Source organism: Nonomuraea sp. NPDC050227, assembly GCF_044459705.1.
GTDB lineage: Bacteria > Actinomycetota > Actinomycetes > Streptosporangiales > Streptosporangiaceae > Nonomuraea.
Map to the genome: position 1 here is coordinate 303190 of NZ_JBITJF010000001.1, position 15972 is coordinate 319161.

General features: G+C 67.2%; 18 protein-coding genes and 1 pseudogene. 10 read left to right on the plus strand and 9 right to left on the minus strand.

Annotated elements, in window-relative coordinates; translation table 11 throughout:
- Nucleotides 1–149: 149 nt before the first annotated feature.
- On the plus strand, nt 150–371 hold the full coding sequence (locus tag ACIBK9_RS01710) for a DUF6461 domain-containing protein (protein ID WP_397154376.1): 222 nt from the start codon (nt 150–152) through the stop codon (nt 369–371).
- A 9-nt stretch (nt 372–380) separates the two neighbouring features.
- Complete coding sequence (locus ACIBK9_RS01715; RefSeq protein WP_397155880.1) at nt 381–704, plus strand: DUF6461 domain-containing protein; 324 nt, start codon at nt 381–383, stop codon at nt 702–704.
- 237 nt (nt 705–941) lie between these two features.
- On the opposite strand, the gene ACIBK9_RS01720 is transcribed toward ACIBK9_RS01715, so the two are convergent.
- The gene (locus ACIBK9_RS01720) at nt 942–1319 is read right to left on the minus strand and encodes a hypothetical protein (protein WP_397154378.1); all 378 of its coding nucleotides are present in this window, start codon (nt 1317–1319) and stop codon (nt 942–944) included.
- 486 nt (nt 1320–1805) lie between these two features.
- On the opposite strand from ACIBK9_RS01720, the gene ACIBK9_RS01725 reads away from it, so the two are divergent.
- Entirely contained in the window at nt 1806–2099 is a 294-nt protein-coding gene (locus ACIBK9_RS01725) for a hypothetical protein (protein WP_397154379.1), read from the plus strand.
- 395 nt (nt 2100–2494) lie between these two features.
- Entirely contained in the window at nt 2495–3133 is a 639-nt protein-coding gene (locus ACIBK9_RS01730) for a hypothetical protein (RefSeq protein ID WP_397154381.1), read from the plus strand.
- 62 nt (nt 3134–3195) lie between these two features.
- On the opposite strand, the gene ACIBK9_RS01735 is transcribed toward ACIBK9_RS01730, so the two are convergent.
- Nucleotides 3196–3774, minus strand: a complete 579-nt coding sequence (locus tag ACIBK9_RS01735) for a hypothetical protein (protein ID WP_397154383.1) — start codon at nt 3772–3774, stop codon at nt 3196–3198.
- Between the two features lie 14 nt (nt 3775–3788).
- A complete protein-coding gene (locus ACIBK9_RS01740) occupies nt 3789–4544 on the minus strand; it encodes a hypothetical protein (protein WP_397154384.1) in 756 nt (251 codons plus the stop codon).
- A 278-nt stretch (nt 4545–4822) separates the two neighbouring features.
- Between ACIBK9_RS01740 and ACIBK9_RS01745 the strand changes: the two genes are divergently transcribed.
- Both ACIBK9_RS01745 and ACIBK9_RS01750 read left to right on the plus strand, forming a co-directional pair.
- Nucleotides 4823–5527 (plus strand): VOC family protein, encoded by a 705-nt coding sequence (locus ACIBK9_RS01745; protein ID WP_397154386.1) that lies wholly within the window; start codon nt 4823–4825, stop codon nt 5525–5527.
- Nucleotides 5528–5877: 350 nt separating this feature from the next.
- The gene (locus ACIBK9_RS01750; RefSeq protein ID WP_397154387.1) at nt 5878–6399 is read left to right on the plus strand and encodes a hypothetical protein; all 522 of its coding nucleotides are present in this window, start codon (nt 5878–5880) and stop codon (nt 6397–6399) included.
- Nucleotides 6400–6489: 90 nt separating this feature from the next.
- Here the strand turns inward: ACIBK9_RS01750 and ACIBK9_RS01755 are convergent, their stop codons facing one another.
- Complete coding sequence (locus tag ACIBK9_RS01755; RefSeq protein ID WP_397154388.1) at nt 6490–7086, minus strand: hypothetical protein; 597 nt, start codon at nt 7084–7086, stop codon at nt 6490–6492.
- 563 nt (nt 7087–7649) lie between these two features.
- Here ACIBK9_RS01755 and ACIBK9_RS01760 point away from each other — a divergent pair.
- Nucleotides 7650–7880, plus strand: a pseudogene (locus ACIBK9_RS01760) (ABC transporter permease); the annotation flags it as partial.
- Between the two features lie 148 nt (nt 7881–8028).
- Here the strand turns inward: ACIBK9_RS01760 and ACIBK9_RS01765 are convergent.
- The gene (locus tag ACIBK9_RS01765) at nt 8029–9231 is read right to left on the minus strand and encodes a helix-turn-helix domain-containing protein (RefSeq protein ID WP_397154389.1); all 1203 of its coding nucleotides are present in this window, start codon (nt 9229–9231) and stop codon (nt 8029–8031) included.
- Nucleotides 9232–9455: 224 nt separating this feature from the next.
- On the opposite strand from ACIBK9_RS01765, the gene ACIBK9_RS01770 reads away from it, so the two are divergent.
- Nucleotides 9456–10973 (plus strand): serine hydrolase domain-containing protein, encoded by a 1518-nt coding sequence (locus tag ACIBK9_RS01770; protein ID WP_397154391.1) that lies wholly within the window; start codon nt 9456–9458, stop codon nt 10971–10973.
- A gap of 34 nt (nt 10974–11007) precedes the next feature.
- A complete protein-coding gene (locus ACIBK9_RS01775) occupies nt 11008–12258 on the plus strand; it encodes a serine hydrolase domain-containing protein (RefSeq protein WP_397154393.1) in 1251 nt (416 codons plus the stop codon).
- 63 nt (nt 12259–12321) lie between these two features.
- On the opposite strand, the gene ACIBK9_RS01780 is transcribed toward ACIBK9_RS01775, so the two are convergent.
- From ACIBK9_RS01780 to ACIBK9_RS01790, 3 genes are all read right to left on the minus strand, one after another.
- Nucleotides 12322–12702, minus strand: coding sequence for a hypothetical protein (locus ACIBK9_RS01780; RefSeq protein WP_397154395.1), 381 nt, complete (start codon nt 12700–12702; stop codon nt 12322–12324).
- A 162-nt stretch (nt 12703–12864) separates the two neighbouring features.
- On the minus strand, nt 12865–13419 hold the full coding sequence (locus ACIBK9_RS01785) for a hypothetical protein (protein WP_397154397.1): 555 nt from the start codon (nt 13417–13419) through the stop codon (nt 12865–12867).
- Between the two features lie 522 nt (nt 13420–13941).
- Nucleotides 13942–14649 (minus strand): SDR family oxidoreductase, encoded by a 708-nt coding sequence (locus ACIBK9_RS01790; RefSeq protein ID WP_397154398.1) that lies wholly within the window; start codon nt 14647–14649, stop codon nt 13942–13944.
- Nucleotides 14650–14708: 59 nt separating this feature from the next.
- On the opposite strand from ACIBK9_RS01790, the gene ACIBK9_RS01795 reads away from it, so the two are divergent.
- A complete protein-coding gene (locus ACIBK9_RS01795) occupies nt 14709–15116 on the plus strand; it encodes a MerR family transcriptional regulator (RefSeq protein WP_397154400.1) in 408 nt (135 codons plus the stop codon).
- Nucleotides 15117–15281: 165 nt separating this feature from the next.
- On the opposite strand, the gene ACIBK9_RS01800 is transcribed toward ACIBK9_RS01795, so the two are convergent.
- A complete protein-coding gene (locus tag ACIBK9_RS01800) occupies nt 15282–15953 on the minus strand; it encodes a response regulator (RefSeq protein WP_397154402.1) in 672 nt (223 codons plus the stop codon).
- Nucleotides 15954–15972: the final 19 nt, after the last annotated feature.

Consider the following 15972-nt stretch of genomic DNA (forward strand, 5'->3'; position numbering starts at 1 on the left):
GAGCCCGACGAGATGACCCATATTGCACCGTGACGTCCTTGCGAATCACTGTCATCGGTTGTCGTAGCGGATTCCGGCCCGAGTGATCGAGCGGCGGATCCGCGGTCCGGTCTAGGCTGACGGCCACCCGAAACGATCCAGGAGCGCGCATGGGCGGGGCGACCTCGGCAGACTACGCCTGGTTGAGCGACCGGTGGACCGACGGTGTCGGCACCACCGTCTTGTGCATCACGTTCGTCCGTGACCTGTCCCCCGCCGACGCCCTCCGACGAATCAAGGTCACCCCTGGCACTCGCGGCGACTTCAACGTCGCCGCCTACGCCGCTCGGGGCGGAACCGTCCTCGCCGACACGGGATGGGCCACCAAGTAGGTCAGCAACCTGGCCGAGCCGTTGTCATCGGGCACGGCCGTGGCCATGGTGTTCGCCAATGTCGAGGACTCGGACTTCACCTACAGGGTGAACGACCGCCTGATCACCACGTTCGGCCTGTACGGCTACCGCTACCGGGAGGGCGACGATCCCGACCGGCTGCTCGCGGATGTCCGCGAACTGGGCCTGTACGACGACGGGGACAGATACCACGAAGACCCCATCCCCGGTGCTCTGGCCCTCGCCTCCCGCGCCACCGGCGTACACCTGTCCCGCGCCCACTACGCCCGACCGGCCCTCACGGGTTCGACCGATCACCTCATGGCAGGTTGACCGCGCCGAGGACTTCGGCGACGGCCACCCGGCGCCCGTCCCCCTCCTCGGGTCTTCACGACGGTCAACCGCACCACGACGTGCGGCGCACCGCTCGCCGGTGATCCCCGCGGAAACGTCAGATCCACGTGCCACACTTCCCGTGATCACCCAGGGGGAGAAACCGGTCACGTCCGCGGATTACGCATGGGAGACCGACTGCGCGCCTCCTCGACGTAGCGGACGCCGATCTCCCGATCAGGAACCCGGGACGCCGCCGCCCGTCTCCGCACGCCGGGCCAGCGCCAAGAACGTGACCAGCACCGCGCCCGCCGAATAGTGCAGCATCGGCCCGAACCCGACGATGTCCCAGCCGCCGAACTCAAGCGTTTCCCGGCAATCGTCCAAGATGACCCGAACGGCGTAGGGAAGGCTGAACACCCCGGCGAAGACCACGAACAGCGCCACCGTCACCCATGCGGCGAATGCCCCCCACCCGCCACGAAGGGCGAGAGTCGCACACAGCCCCAGCGCCATCACGCCGGTGGGCCAGCCGGACAACTCCGCGGAGATGGTCCCCCAGTTGATCTCGATCAGCCAATCGAACTTGCCGGGTTTCCACGGCTCTGCGCTCAAGGGGCAGGCATAGCCGTGCGCCGAGTAGGTCGGCCCGCCAGAAAGGCGCCACTGCAAGGTACGCGAAGCGGGAGCCGCCAGAGCCGCCAAGGTCAAAAGGGGCACTCCCCAGCGCGGGGGAATCGCCGATAACGGAAGCAAGACAGCCGCCATGTGATCGCAGCAAAAGGACGCCCAGCCTAGATCAGTTCCCGTACGTATGTCAGCTGGCACCCTTCACGGCGGCGGGAAGCTCTCGTGCGGCTTTCGCTGAACCTGCATCCACAATGGGCCGATGCGAGAACCGTGAGTGCATCTGGGCTGGCTGTGGACGAACGGTGATCCGTGTCCCGCTGTCGACGCATCACTGCGCGGCGCCTGGCGCGGATTCAGCGGCGACCAGTACGACCACATTGTGGATCTCGGCCCGGAAACCACCGGCATCACGGTCGGAGCCGGCCGAGCGGCCTCGTCGGCACCGACGGAGTCGTCCGCGACAACGGCTGGATGGAGGTCTTCCAGATAGACAACGGCGCCATCGCCATCGTCCAGGCCTCCGGCCCCGACTACCCGCGCGTGCTGACCGACGACCTCCGCTACCCCGGCACCGACGATGAGAACGGTGATGCGCGCACCGGCGAGTCTCCTGGCGGCAGGTACTTCTGGTGCTCGGACTTGATCATCGTTCGGGACGTGGGGTACGAGGGCATGGCGGCCGCGATTCGCGATCTGATCTCGTCTGGAGAGATCGACACAGCATGCGGCCTGCTCGGGCCTCCTACCGATGACAAGAACGAGTGAACGCCCCGGCTCCGAGTGGAGCCGCGCGACGTGGATTTCTGCCCGGTTGACGGCACGCTCATGGCGCGTCAATCACAGCGGCGAACACAGATTCGTTCTGTCGGTCCGCTGCTCTACGGTGTGCCGTTACGACGTCCTCTGTTGTGATCGGAGTGGTGAGCATGGGGTTGACGACGCCTTCGGCGCCGTTCGATTTGGCGGCTGTCTTCCCTGAACTGGCAGGTCAGCGCCGGACCACGGTTCGGCTGCATCCACGCCGCGGAGAGCCGGCCGTCACGGAAAGCTCTCTGGGCGGGCCGTTGTTGTGGCCTGCTGATGAGCCTTGGCCGATCTGTCCTGAGCCGCTGTCTCATCACCCGTCGGAGGGTTGGGATCCACTTCCACTCGTCCCGGTCATGCAGCTGTTCGCCCATGACGTTCCCGAGCTGCCCTTTCCCGATGACACCGACACCCTCCAGGTGTTGTGGTGCCCGCTCGATCACGAGCCGTACTTTCAGCCTCATACGATCGTGCGCTGGCGGAAGGCGGAAGCGGTCGGCGATCCGCTCACCGAGGCCCCCGAGCCGGATCCCGACAGCGACGACTCGTATCTCCCCATGGCGTGCGTCCTGTCGCCGGAGCGGGTGGAGGAACACCCGGATGGCTGGGAGCTTCCCGATGAGCTCAGGGCTCGGATCTGGGCATGGGAGAAGGATGCCTCGAACTCTGACGACTGGAGCTACTTCTCGCACCTCTCAGCTGCTCCAGGGAGCAAGGTCGGAGGCTGGGTGGACTGGATCCAGGATCCGGTGCAGTTCGAGTGCGGCAGAGGCCATGAGATGGCACACCTGCTGACCATTGCGAGCTGGGAACTCGACATCGAGAGCGGCAGGCGTTGGGCGCCCATCGAGGAGCATCCGCTGCTTACCCCTCACGCCCCTGAAGAAGTGCAGAACCCCACCGATCTCATGATCCAGGACGCTGGATCGCTCTACATGTTCGTCTGCCTGGAGTGCCCTGAGCGCCCAGTGGACTACATCAGCCAAGGGTCATGACTTCACCGCCGCAGTGATCGGCCGGTTCAGCGACAGCTTCCGCTGGGTGCCGGCGAGCTGTGTCACAGGGGGATCGGCAGTGCCGAGCAGGGGCTGTCCATCAGTGCTTCGTCCAGGCGGACGCCGCTTTCCAGCTCCACCACGGCGAGGCAGGCCGCAATGATGTCCACCCTCGCCTCCGCGTCCTCGCTGTCATAGCCGCTCGCGAGAAGGTCGATGTACGGGCTCAAGGGACCCAGGTGGTCTGCCCATCTCGTGAAAGGCGGAGGGTCTGGATCCGGGTGATGGAGGTAGCCTTCGACCTGGCCGTAGCGGGCGTACATGCTGGTGTTGCCTTCGATGTCGAAGGACACGTACCAGTGCCGGAACCCCTGGCCGGCGAGTCGCTCGGTCATCTCCGTGCGGTCGCCGCCCGGGTTGACCCAGTCCAGCGTGACGATGCCGTTGCCGACCTGGTAGAGGCTGATGGAGCCGGTGCTGCGCGGCAGTTCGTCGGGGCCTTGGAGGGTGGCGAGGTCTGCCCCGAGTCGGCCTACGGCGTCTTTGATGGACAGGACACCGGAATCGGGAAGCGTCACCGTGTAGGCGATGGTGTCGAGGTGGCTCAGCATGTCGCCGTAACGAGCGACGATTCCGTCCAACACGAGACCTTGAGTCATTCGGTGATCCCGTGCTGCTTCAGGCGGGCGACCAACTCGCCCATGTCCCTGGCGCTGGACCAGGCCTCGCCTCCGACGCTCAGCCGTTCCTTGCCCCCTACCAAAGCCGTGCCTCCGGATCGCCGGCCGACCAGCTGCGGATCTTCGAATATCAGCCCCTGCGGAGGCACGAGCATCAGCTCGGCACCCGGCGGAAGAGGTTCCCCCGGGTCGTGCACCTCCAGTTCCTGACCAGGTTGCTCGCGCGGGAACGCGAGCATCCTGGTGCCGACCGGAAGCGCTTCTTCAAAATCTGCGACGGATCTGCGCGGCTTCCACTGCTCGACCGGGATCTTCGGATCGCTGACCACACCACCCTGGCTGAGCTCTATGTAAACGAGCCCATCAGGGATCGTTTTCCGCCCCTTGACGCCCTTGAGCGCTTCCGTGACACGCATCCGCAGGACGACGCGATGGTCCAGAGGACCGCCGGGATAAGTCTTCAGAACGGGGCCCTGCTGCCAGCCGTCGATTGTTCCGGCTGCCACGACGGGACGGTCCGCGGCGAGTTCCTCCGGTGTTCTGTACGGGTCGAAGTCGGCCTCGACCACGCGTAACAGCGACAAATCCAAAGAGCCCTTCGCTTCAGAGCCGGGGGCCTGCCCCTGCTTCGGGCCCGCTTGTGTCGCGGGCGCGCCGCCGCTGGGTCCATCGCAGGCGGACAGGGCCGCCGTGGCGGCGAGGGCGAGCGCGGGAAGGGTCTGCTTCCTCATCGTTGTCCTCCCTCGCGGTCAGGCCCGGGAACGGACGCAAGTCGGCGATGTTGGTGAGCATTGTAGGTGTGGATCCAGGACCCGCTGGGGTTGCCGATCGTTGCCCAGGACTCGTCCATGGGCGGGGAGCAAAGCGGTGTACCGGTCGCGTCCCCGTCCGGACCGCCTGCCATGAAACTCAGGTGCGGCGTCGCGTGGACGCCCTTTAGGCTGTGCCAGCGAAGCCCGACTTGTAGCAATCTTGGTGAATCGGGGATGCGTGAGGTATGACGAGTCAATTGTTCGCGATCTGCTTCAATGCGATCCGTCCCTCGGACCTGGCGCGGTTCTGGTCGGGGGTTCTGGGCTGGGAGATGGCCGACGGCCCTGACGACGACGTCGCGATCCTGCCGCCCGACCCTGCCGGCTTCCGCGTCCGCTTCCTGCCGAGCCTGGAACCGAAGATCGGCCAGAACCGGGCGCACTTCGACCTGACGAGCACCTCCCCGGACGATCAGCAGCAGACGGTGGCCAGAGCACTGAGACTCGGCGGGAAGCACATCGACGTGGGCCAACTCCCAGAAGAGGGACACGTGGTGCTCGCCGACCCGGAGGACAACGAGTTCTGCGTCATTGAGGCGGGCAACAAGTTCCTTGCCGACACCGGCGTCATCGGTGCACTGGCCTGCGACGGCACCCAGGAGGTCGGCTACTTCTGGAGCGAGGCGCTGCGGTGGCCACTGGTCTGGGACCAGGACCAGGAGACCGCGATCCAGTCGCCGAGTGGCGGCACGAAGATCACGTGGGGTGGTCCTCCGGTGGCGCCGAAGACGGGCACGAACAGATTGTGCTTCGAGCTCGTGACGCCCGACGACGCCGATTGGGAGGCGGAGGTCGATCGCCTGCTCTCGCTCGGGGCGACGCGTGCCGGTGAGGATGATGGCAGCCAGATCCTGATGTTCGACCCGGACGGCAACGAATTCTCCATACGCAGCCCCCGGTAGCGCGGCTCTGCCCGTCCGGTCCATGTTTTCGATGTATCGCACATTTCGTGCCAGTTGCCGGCTTGCGGTCGTACGGACCGTGCTGCGCCAAGGCGGCGCCGGATGCCGCAGGTGGTGCGGAGCCCAACCGTCCCCGTACGGGCCGGGCTGATCTTCAGCCGGCCGCACTCGGCGGGGGCCGACGTCGACGGCCGCCTGCGCGTCGGCTGCGGAGGCGGGAGGGCGCCGGCCGGCCGCGAACACAGCCCCGCAGATGCGTGCCGACCGCCGCCTCATGCCGAGACCAGTTGCTCCAGGGAGCAAGGCCGGAGGCTGGGTGGACGGATCCAGGATCCGGCGCGAATCGCGAGATGGCACACCTGCTGACCATTGCGAGCCGGAAACTCGACATCGAGAGCGGTAATCGTGGGCTCACATCGAAAGCGTTCATCGCCCACCCTTTATGCCTCTTCGACAGTTCAGGACGCTGGATCGCTCTACATGTTCGTCTGCCTGGAGTGCACACAACCCCGCAATCGCCCTACGATCGGCCACATATGGGGAGCGCTTACTCTGATGCGACTCTTGACCGGAACGGGGAGCAAATGATTTTAAGGGCATGCAGTCGAGTGTTGATGGGGATCGGGCTTGTGGTCCTTGTTCCCAGCATCCTCATGCAGTTGGGGGTGCAGGACAAATGGATGCGCGCGAGGGTGGTCGAGCCGTCGGAAGCGAATGCATCCTTCCTGACACCGCTGGTGATCTCATGGATGGGTATCGGTCTGGGGATCGCGTGGGTGCTGGCGGCCATAACCTGCTATCTCATACCGAGATCCATGGCCTATCTGCAGCGAACGGAGGGCCGCCAAGGCGGTTCAGGTGCGGTCATTTGACCTGCTCGCCACCTGATCACCCCGGAGCCGAAGTACCCTCACCGGAGGCGTGGGCTCAACGCTCACCAGCGCTGGAGTCGCGCCTGCCTTTCAGGCCTCGTTCCAGTTGTCGAGAACGATGACGGGCGCCTCTTCCACATCCAGCCACTCGCTTTCGATGCCCATGCCAGTGGACGCCTCGATGAAGGCGAACGCCGCGCTGCGCTTGCCTCGATAGTCCTCGGGGTCGAGGTTGTCGAGCATGGCGCGGAACTCGGCCAGGATGCCCGGATCACCCTTTTGGACGGCGTGCTCGGCGAAGATGAAGTCGCGCATCCATGCCCTGATCTTGCCGTCGGCCGCGTAGAGAATCGTGTATCCCCCGTTGAAGTGCCAGGTCGTCATCCACACGCGTGACTTTTTGCTGAGTTCAGTGAGGATGTGATCGGGCGTGGCGAAGCCATGGGAGAACTCCAGGAAACCCCAGGCTCCTTCGCCCTGGTAGACGAAGAGCACGGGCATGTCCTCCTCTCCTGCCTCCTCTGTGGGGTACTCCATGATGCGTTTCTCGGGATCACGGCCCCCGTTCAGCCGCCACAGGAGATCGTCCACTGTGATCTCTTCATCGCGAGGTTGCACGACGGTCCAGCAGAGGGCCTCCTCAAAGTACTGCTGTTGGCTGAAAAGATTGCGGTAGCGATCGATCACGTGATGATTGTCGCGGAACCTGACAGGAGTGAAACCGCCCTCGTCTCCTCCAGAAACGCAGAAGAGGCCCGAATAGCCTCTGAGCTGCACTTACTGCTGATGGAAGATACAAGGGTCGACGTTGTCCCTCGGCCCTGCAATGTCGGTCCATCCCGCGTACATCCCGGAGCATGCTCCGGCGTCACGCGTTCTTCGTCCGCTCTTGTAGGCGTCCAAGGTGCCGGAAATACTGGCCAACACGCGATCGGACTGCCCGGTCGATCCGTCGGACTTGTGGATCTGAAGCATGCTCGTAGAGCTCGATCTCGGACGGATCGCCGTCGCGGCTCGGCTTCGACGGTCACCCCACCACCGTGTACGAGCGGTCGAGCGAGGAATCGGTGGAGCAGGTCGCAGGCATGCTCGCGCGGACGGTCAGCCCGGAACGACCGCACGACCTCGCGGTCTCCCGCCCGTCGGACGCGCTGGCCGCCCGCGCGGCCGCTGCGGGCACCTTCACCACCCTGCTGCTCGAACTTGGCGCAGTCGCGCTGCTCGTCGGCGGCGTGGGCGTGGCCAACACGATGGTGATCTCGGTGCTGGAGCTCCGCAAGGAGATCGGGCTGCGTCGCGCGCTGGGCGCCACACGCGGGCAGATCAGAATCCAGTTCCTGACAGAGTCGCTGCTGCTGTCGGCGCTCGGCGGAGTGGCGGGGGCCGCGCTCGGCGGGCTGGTGACCGCCGGGTACGCGCTGTGGCAGGGCTGGCCGCTCACGGTGCCCGCGTGGATGCCGGCCGGCGCCTTCGCCGCCACACCGGCCGTCGGCGCGATCGCCGGGATCTGCCCGGCGATCAGGGCCTCCCACCTGCCTCCCACAGTGGCCCTGGCCTCCAGCTGGCCCCGGTACATCGGGTCGATCTTCCAAGCGAGCAGCATGCCGCCACCCGGGCTGGAACAGCGTCCTACTGGGTCAGGGATTCGGCGACGAGTCGCCAGATGTCCGCGGCCAGGTCCATGTTGCCGCTCTGCTGGGCCTGCTCGGCGAGCTTGCGCAGCCCGGCGAGCGCCGCGTCCTGCTCGCCCTCCAGGAGCAGGACGCGGTTGCGCAGGACGTCGAGCCGCATCCGCTCCTGGTAGGTGAGCAGGTCGTCGAAGCCGGTCAGCCGATCGAGGACCGTGCGGGCCTCGTCGAGGTCGCCGGCGAGGACGGCGATCCGGGCGCGCACGGCCAGCAGTTGCTGCTCGATGGCGGGGGCGCCCGCGAACGGCATCGCGGCCTGGACTTCGGTGACACGCCGCCGGGCGGACTCCGTTCTGGGCGGATCGGCCCTGAGGTCGAGCCGGGCCGCGCCGAGGCGCAGGCGCATCCAGAGCGTCAGGTCGTCACGGCCGTCGAAGCCGTCGATGGCCTGGTTCATCAGCTCCGCGCCGGTGTCGAGGTCGCCCTGGCGGACCCGGATGTTGGCCACGGTCCACACGGCTTGCGCCCGCAGCGTTCCCGAGACCTGGTCCGCCAGCGTGAGCAGTTCGTCGGCATGCCGGGCGGCGTCGGGAAGCCGCCCGGCCTCGGCCAGCGCCGACACCAGGGCCAGCAGCGTGGAGGCGCGCACGCGGGCGGGCAGCGCTTCGCGTTCGGCCAGCTCGTAGGCGTGTGTTGCGGCATCGACGGCGCCGACGATCTCTCCGGTGCTGCGCATGCAGCGCGACAGTGCGGCCAGCACCCTGGACTGCAGCTCGGGCAGCCCGATCTGCGCGCTGAGCGTGGCCAGCTCGTCGAGGCAGGTGCGCTGCTCGGCGTACTCCTGACGCCACTGACGCCATTCGGCGACCTGCCAGAGGGCCTGCCAGCGCAGCAGGGGGTCCTCTCCGCGGGAGGTTTTCAGGGCGTCGCTGAGGGTCTGGCCGCCTTCGTCCTGGCTCAGGCCGGTGGCCAGGGTCAGGCTCTCGGCCAGGGAGGTGGCGGTGGACTGGGTGAGGGCGGCGGGGCTGATGCCGAGCTGGGTGGCCAGGTGCGTGATGGCCCGTTCGGTGGGCTGACGCGCCCCTGATTCCAGCCGGGACAGGTATCCGGTGGACATGCCCTCGCCCGCGAGGGCTGCGAGCGTCAGGCCGCGTTCGGTCCTCAGTTGCCTCAGTCGGCGGCCGAAGAGTGGTTGTTCGAGCATGTCCGAACTCCCGGGTAGCGGTTGACGTCGTCCGACGTCCGGAGGGTAGCTCACTTGCCTCACTTTAGACAAGTTCTTGCCTAGCGCCAGTGCTCGGCCCATGCGGGCTCGGCAATTGATTTTGGCAACTACTTGCCAACGCCGTGGCAACAGCCGTAGCGTTCCTGTCGTCGCCAACGGACCTCGTCGCCGACAAGCCAGAAGCAACCCGAAGGAGCACCGCCATGCCCATCGCCCTCACCGACCAGGACCAGCTCACCCTGCGCACCGCCGCCTGGGGCGCCGTCTCGCTGATGTCCGCCGCCGGCGCCGCCGGCTCGGCCCACAAGGCCGCCGCCGAGGGCTCCGTCGCCCTGACGTCCGCGACCGGTCTGGTCGGGCACGTGCTGGCCAAGGCGCCCAAGGGCGTGAAGTACGGCAGGACCGTGGCCGAACTCGCCGACCAGGTGCTGCCTGCCCTGAACGCCTCCATGAGCCTGCTCGCGAAGTCGGCACCGGCCGAGGCCGACAACTTCCGCCGCACCGTCCTGGTCGCCGTCGAAGCGGCCGCCCACGGGAGGCCCAGCCCCACCATGACCGAGATGGCCCGCAAGATCAGCGCGGCCCTCGACACCGCTCCGGCCGCGCCCGAGGTGAGCGCGGCGAGCACCGTGGCCGGGCAGGATCGCCCGGAACTGCAGGAGGCCATGCAGGCGTACGTCGATTCCGGGGTGGCCACCGGCATGCAACTGCGGGTGAACGACGAGCGCGGCGAGTGGGTCGGCACCGCCGGGGTGCGCGAGCTGGGCTCACCGGAGAAGCCGCCGGCGGACGGACGGTTCCGGGTCGGCAGCTCCACCAAGGCGTTCGTCGCGACCGTGGTGCTGCAGCTCGTGGCCGAGGGCAGGATCGGACTGGACAGCCCGGTGGACGGCTACCTGCCCGAGTTCGCGCTGGACGGCCGGATCACCGTACGGATGCTGCTGCAGCACACCAGCGGGATCTTCAACCACACCGGCGAGTACTACGAGGACGGGACGTTCGCGCCGGGAATCCCGTGGTCGGGCAAGGAATGGGTGGACGGCCGGTTCCACACCCACCAGCCCGAGGAACTGGTCCGGCTGGCGCTGTCCAAGCCGGCGCGCTTCGAGCCGGGCACGGACTGGAGCTACTCCAACACCAACTACGTGCTGGCCAGGCTGCTGATCGAGCGGGTCACGGGCCGCTCGTTCGCCGAGGAACTGCGGCGGCTGATCCTGGGCCCGCTGGGACTGACGGGCACCGAGGCGCCGGGCACCTCCACGGAGATCACCGGTCCGCACGCCCACAGCTACTACCGGTACGAGGACGGCGGCCAGGAGCACACGGTGGACGTCACCAGCCAGAATCCTTCCTGGATCTCCGCCGGCGGCGACATGATCTCGACCACCCAGGACCTGCACGCGTTCTTCTCCGCGCTGAACGGCGGCCGGCTGCTGCCCGCCGAGCTGCTGACCGAGATGCGCAAGCCGGACCCGAAGATCGGCTACGGCCTGGGGATCTTCGAGCAGGACCTGGGCGAGAACGGCGGCACCGTCTACCACCACAACGGCGGCATGGCCGGCTCCGCGGCCCTGATGTACAGCACGCCCGACGGCCGCAAGACGATGACGGCCTCCGTGACCTACGTGGACGACGCCGCCCTGTCCAAGGCGGCGGCCTTCCAGCAGGCGACACAGCGGCTCATCGCCGAGGTGTTCGGCGACGGCCGGCCCGCGAACTGACAACAGCGACCAAGCCCCCAGAGACGAGGACATCATGAACACGACGATCAGCCGGCGCACGGCCGTCGCGGCGCTCGCAACGGCGGTGCTGGCGGGGACCGCCTCCCCCGCCGTGGCCGCCACCCCCACCATGGCCCCCACCTCCGCCATGGCCGCCTCCAGCGCGCAGGATCGCCCGGAGCTGCGCAAGGCGATGAACGCCTTCGTCGACGCCGGCTTCACCGGGATCCAGCTACGCGTGCGCGATCAGCAGGGCGACTGGGCCGCCGGCGCCGGGGTGCGCAAGCTGGGCTCGGCCGCCAAGCCCCCGGCCGACGGGAGCTTCTGGGCGGGCAGCATCACCAAGACCTTCACCGCGACCATGGTGCTGCAGCTGGTGGCCGAGGGCAGGATCGAGCTGGACGGTCCCGCCGCCGACTACCTGCCCGGCTACGGGCTGGACGAGCGGATCACCGTACGGATGCTGCTGCGGCACACCAGCGGGATCTTCAACTACACCGGCGAGTACAACCCCGACGGGACGATGGACGAACCGGGGATCCCCGCCAACGGAGACGAATGGGTGCCCAACCGGTTCAACAGCTACAAGCCCGAAGACCTGGTACGTCTGGCGCTGTCCAAGAAGCCGCGCTTCGAACCCGGGACGCAATGGAGCTACTCCAACACCAACTACACCGTGGCGCTGCTGCTGATCGAGAACGTCACCGGCCACTCCTACGCCACCGAGCTGAAGCGGCGCATCACCGGCCCGCTCGGACTGCGGGGCACCCTCGCGGCGGGCAACCGCACGACGGCACTGCCCGGCCCGCACACCCACGGCTACTACCAGTACAAGGACCGCGTGATCGACCTCTCCCACCAGAACCTGTCCCTGCTGACCGGCGCCGGTGACCTGATCTCCACCACCCAGGACCTGGCCACGTTCTTCTCCGCGCTGAACGGCGGCAAGCTCCTTCCCGCCCCGCTGCTGGCCGAGATGCGCACGGCGATCCCCACGTCCATCCCCAGGCAGGACTACGGCCTCGGCATCTGGGCGCAGGACCTGGGCCCCGGCTGCGGCACCGTCTACCAGCACAACGGCAGCCCGCCGCACGGCTACGGCGCGCTGATGTACAGCTCGCCCGACGGCAGCAAGACCCTGACCGCCTCGGTGACCTGGCTGGACTCGGCCACCAGAGGTTCGGCGAAGGACTTCCTGACGCTCGTGGACGCCCTCGTCAAGCAGGAGTTCTGCGACACACCGACCGGACAGGCACAGCCGGACAAGCCTGGTTCTGCCTTCTGAGGAGCCGGTGACCGCAGGGGCGTCGGGGACGGCGAACACGGCGGCCGGCCTTCTACACGTGCTCTACGCTGCGTCCACTCCTGGAGAGCCCGCGGCCTTCGACAAGAGCAGCGCACAGAGCAGGGCCGTGAGCGTGAAGCCGGTCACCGCAGGGACCGCGATGGAGAGGTAGAGCGAGAGATTCCCATCAGGCACCCAGGGGTCATAGTCCGGCTGGATGAGGACGACCGCCAGCATGGCGAAGGGCGCCAGCAGCCCAACGGCCGGCCAGGCAGGCAGGCGAGCAAGCAGCGCGGCCACCATGCTGAGCGGGAAGGGCGCCAGCGCGAATGCCACTGCCAGCTTGATCTCGGAATCCGAATCGGGAGTCGGCCAGTGGAGGAGGAGCAGCAGTAAGAACCCTACCGCTGACCCCGCCAAGGCCGACTTCAACAAGAGACGCACAGAGTGATTGTCACGGATCGGGACGGACAGGTCGATGTCCAGGAGCCGGATTCGTGTACAGGTTCGTCAGATCCAGCCCAGCTCGTACCGGGCCATGGAGTGAAGATCGTCCAGCGCCGCCACCACGCGAGCGCCCAGCGGGCCCTCTCCGTGGCGAATCGGTCAGTAGTACGTGACCACGGCGTACTGGTACTCGGTGTCGCCGTTCTCATCGCCGAAGTGCTTGCGTCCCGTCATGATCTCGCCCGGGTTCGCCTTCGACTCGTGCGACTCCTCGGTGTAGGTCTCCGACCAGCGCTTGTTGACCAGCGTCACGGGCCTGCCCAGATACGTGAGCATGGCGAAGTAGGCCACGCTGATGCCGTTCTCGTCCCCGTCGTGCTCGCGGCCGACCATGGCGTTGCTCTCAGGAGCCTCGAACCACGAGTAGGTCTCGGGGTCGACCAGCTGGTAGTGGTTCGTGGACACGGCGACCTGTGTCCTGTCGATCCAGATCTTGCCGCACCAGTACGTGGTGTAGCCGTTCTCGTCCCCATGGTGCGCCCGGCCGATCAACACCTCGTTCTGGGGGCAGAAGAAGCTGCTGTCGTTCTCCTTGACCGTTGCGGAGTACCCCTCGACGATCGAGACGACCGGCTTCGCGGCGGCCGGGTCTGCGGGAGTCAGGGCCAGGGCCAGGATGACGGACGCCGCAGTGGCGAGCACCTTCTTGTACACGGATTACGTCCCTCGAATCGGTCGCTCGTGCCGGCGCTTCCGGCACCACGAACACGGTGGCGGACGCCATTGCAGTCACACTTGGAAGTGACTTGTGACAAGGGATCCGCGGTCGGGCTCGTGGAAATGCTCGTGGTGCCGTGAAATACCCCCTGTGTTCGTTGAGCGGTTGAGCGTGGCCATAGCCGCAGGACCTCGGACTGACTTCCTGGGATCGGCGGTTCTTCCGGGGATTGCTGAGATTTCCGGAATTCTGAAGGACCATCGTCGCTCGTCTTGCACGGACAGCGAAGACGAGGAGGCCGAGGCGGCCGGAGCCCTGACCGGTGGCCTGCCGAATGGGCCGATCCCCAGATGGGGATGAGATTCGTCATCGGGCCGGCCTGCGCCGGCAACGATGCGGCGGCGTCAGCTCGCCTCGCTCTGGTCCCGCTGCATCACCCTGCCGGCGACTGCGGCTCAACGTACGGGCGCGCTTGAAATGTCACGGCCGCGAGTGCGGTGACCTACAGGGGCAGCGGATCAGGCCGTGAGGGCGGCCGCCGCTTCCCGGTAGATGACCTTCGGGTCCTCGGACAGCCATGCCTTCACCTGGCGGCTCCAGCCGTCGGCGAGCACCTCGGGCCGGTGCGCCTCGATACCGTCGAGGGCTGCCGCGACGATCACCTCGGGGGCGCTCTTGTCGCCGTCGTACCAGGCCATCATGTCGGTGTCCGCAGCGCCCAGGTGCAGGCCCGTCACCAGAGTGCGCTGGTGGGCCAGCTCCAGCCGGACGCTGTTGGTGAGCGCCCACTCAGCGGCCTTCGCCGCGTGGTACGCGCCTGCGCCGTCGTAGGCGAGCCACGAGATCGCGGACAGAACGTTGAGGATCGCGCCGTCGGCCAGCTGGGGCGCAAAGGCACGGATCACGTTGAGGGTGCCGTAGAAGTGGGTGTCCATCTCGCGGCGAATCGTGTCCAGGTCCCCGGTGACCAGATTCGCCCCGGTCGAGATTCCCGCATTGTTGATGACGATCTTGACGTCAGGTGCCGCTGCCGCCGCGGTGGCGACCGATGCCGGATCCGTGATGTCGAGGCGCAGCGGGACGACCCCCGGTACGTCGATGAGCTCCGGGCGGCGGGCAGTGGCGTACACCTTGCCTGCGCCGCGGTCGAGGAGAGACAGGATGAATCGCCGTCCGAGGCCGCGGTTGGCCCCGGTCACCAGCACATGTGCTCCGTTGATCTGCATGCCGGATAGGCTAAAACCTGACGTTGACGTCAGAGGCAAGTCTTGTGATGGAGGCCACGGTGCGCATCGGCGAGTTGGCGGCAAGGTCGGACGTCAGCGTGCGAGCCCTGCGCTACTACGAAGAGCAGGGGCTGTTGGACGCGTACCGGAGCGACTCCGGGCAGCGCCACTACCCCGAGTCGGCGGCTGACCGTGTCCAGCTGATCCAGACGCTCTACGCGGCCGGTCTGTCCAGCCGGACCATTGCCGAACTGCTGCCCTGTGTCGAGGCCAAGGTCAATACTCCGGAGTCGCGTGCCCGGCTCGCCGCCGAGCGCAGTCGCATCGATGCCCAGATCGCCGCGTTGACCCGTACTCGTAACCGTCTGGACGCGGTCATCCAGTTCTCCGAAAGCCCCGACAGCGGCTGCATGTGGATCGCGGACCAGGACGTCGCCGCGGAGACAAGTCACTCCGCGACGCCGTGATCGCCACGGCTAGGCTTGGCAACTCCCGATGAAACCATCGCCGCCGAGGCTTTCTCCCGGGCCGGTGACGATCTTCCCCTCACCCCGTGAGCAGCCGCACGGGCTACGCGCCTGACGCGGCCTCCGCCGTCGTCGCGGTGCCATCGAACCGGGCCGGTGAGCTGATCAGGGACCCTCCGGCCGAGCCGCCTGGAGGTAGGTGAGGACCGCCAGGACGCGCCGATTGCCGTCCTGGGCCTGGAGGCCCAGTTTGGCGAAGACATTGCCGATGTGCTTGACGACCGCGCCCTCGGTGACGTGCAAGCCCGCGGCGATGTGGGCGTTGCTCTCCCCGGTCGCCATCCGACCCAGGACCTCGTGTTCGCGCTCGCTGAGCGTGTCGAGCGCGTGCGGGCGCCCGGAGGACATGAGATGCCCGATGACCTTGGGGTCGATGACGATGCCGCCGCCCGCGATGACGTCGAGGGACTGCATGAAGTCGGCGACCCTGCCGACGCGATCCTTGAGGAGATAGCCGGCGCCGCCGCGGCGAGGCCCGTTCACGGGCTCGGCGATCAATTTGGCCGCGTAGGCGTCACCGAGATACTGCGACAGCACCAGGATGCCGATGTCCGGATACTCGGCGCGGATCTCCAGTGCGGCCCGCAGTCCGTCGTCGACGTTGCGCGGCGGCATCCGCACGTCGGTGATCACGACGTCGGGCCGGTGATCGGCGACGGCCTCCAGCAGTTCGTCCGCGTCCTCGGCCGCGTGCACGACCTGGTGGCCGAAGCGTTGCAGCAGTGCTACCAGGCCTTCCCGCATCAGGGCCGCGTCTTCGGCGATCACTACACGCATGGTGCCATTGTGCGTCATG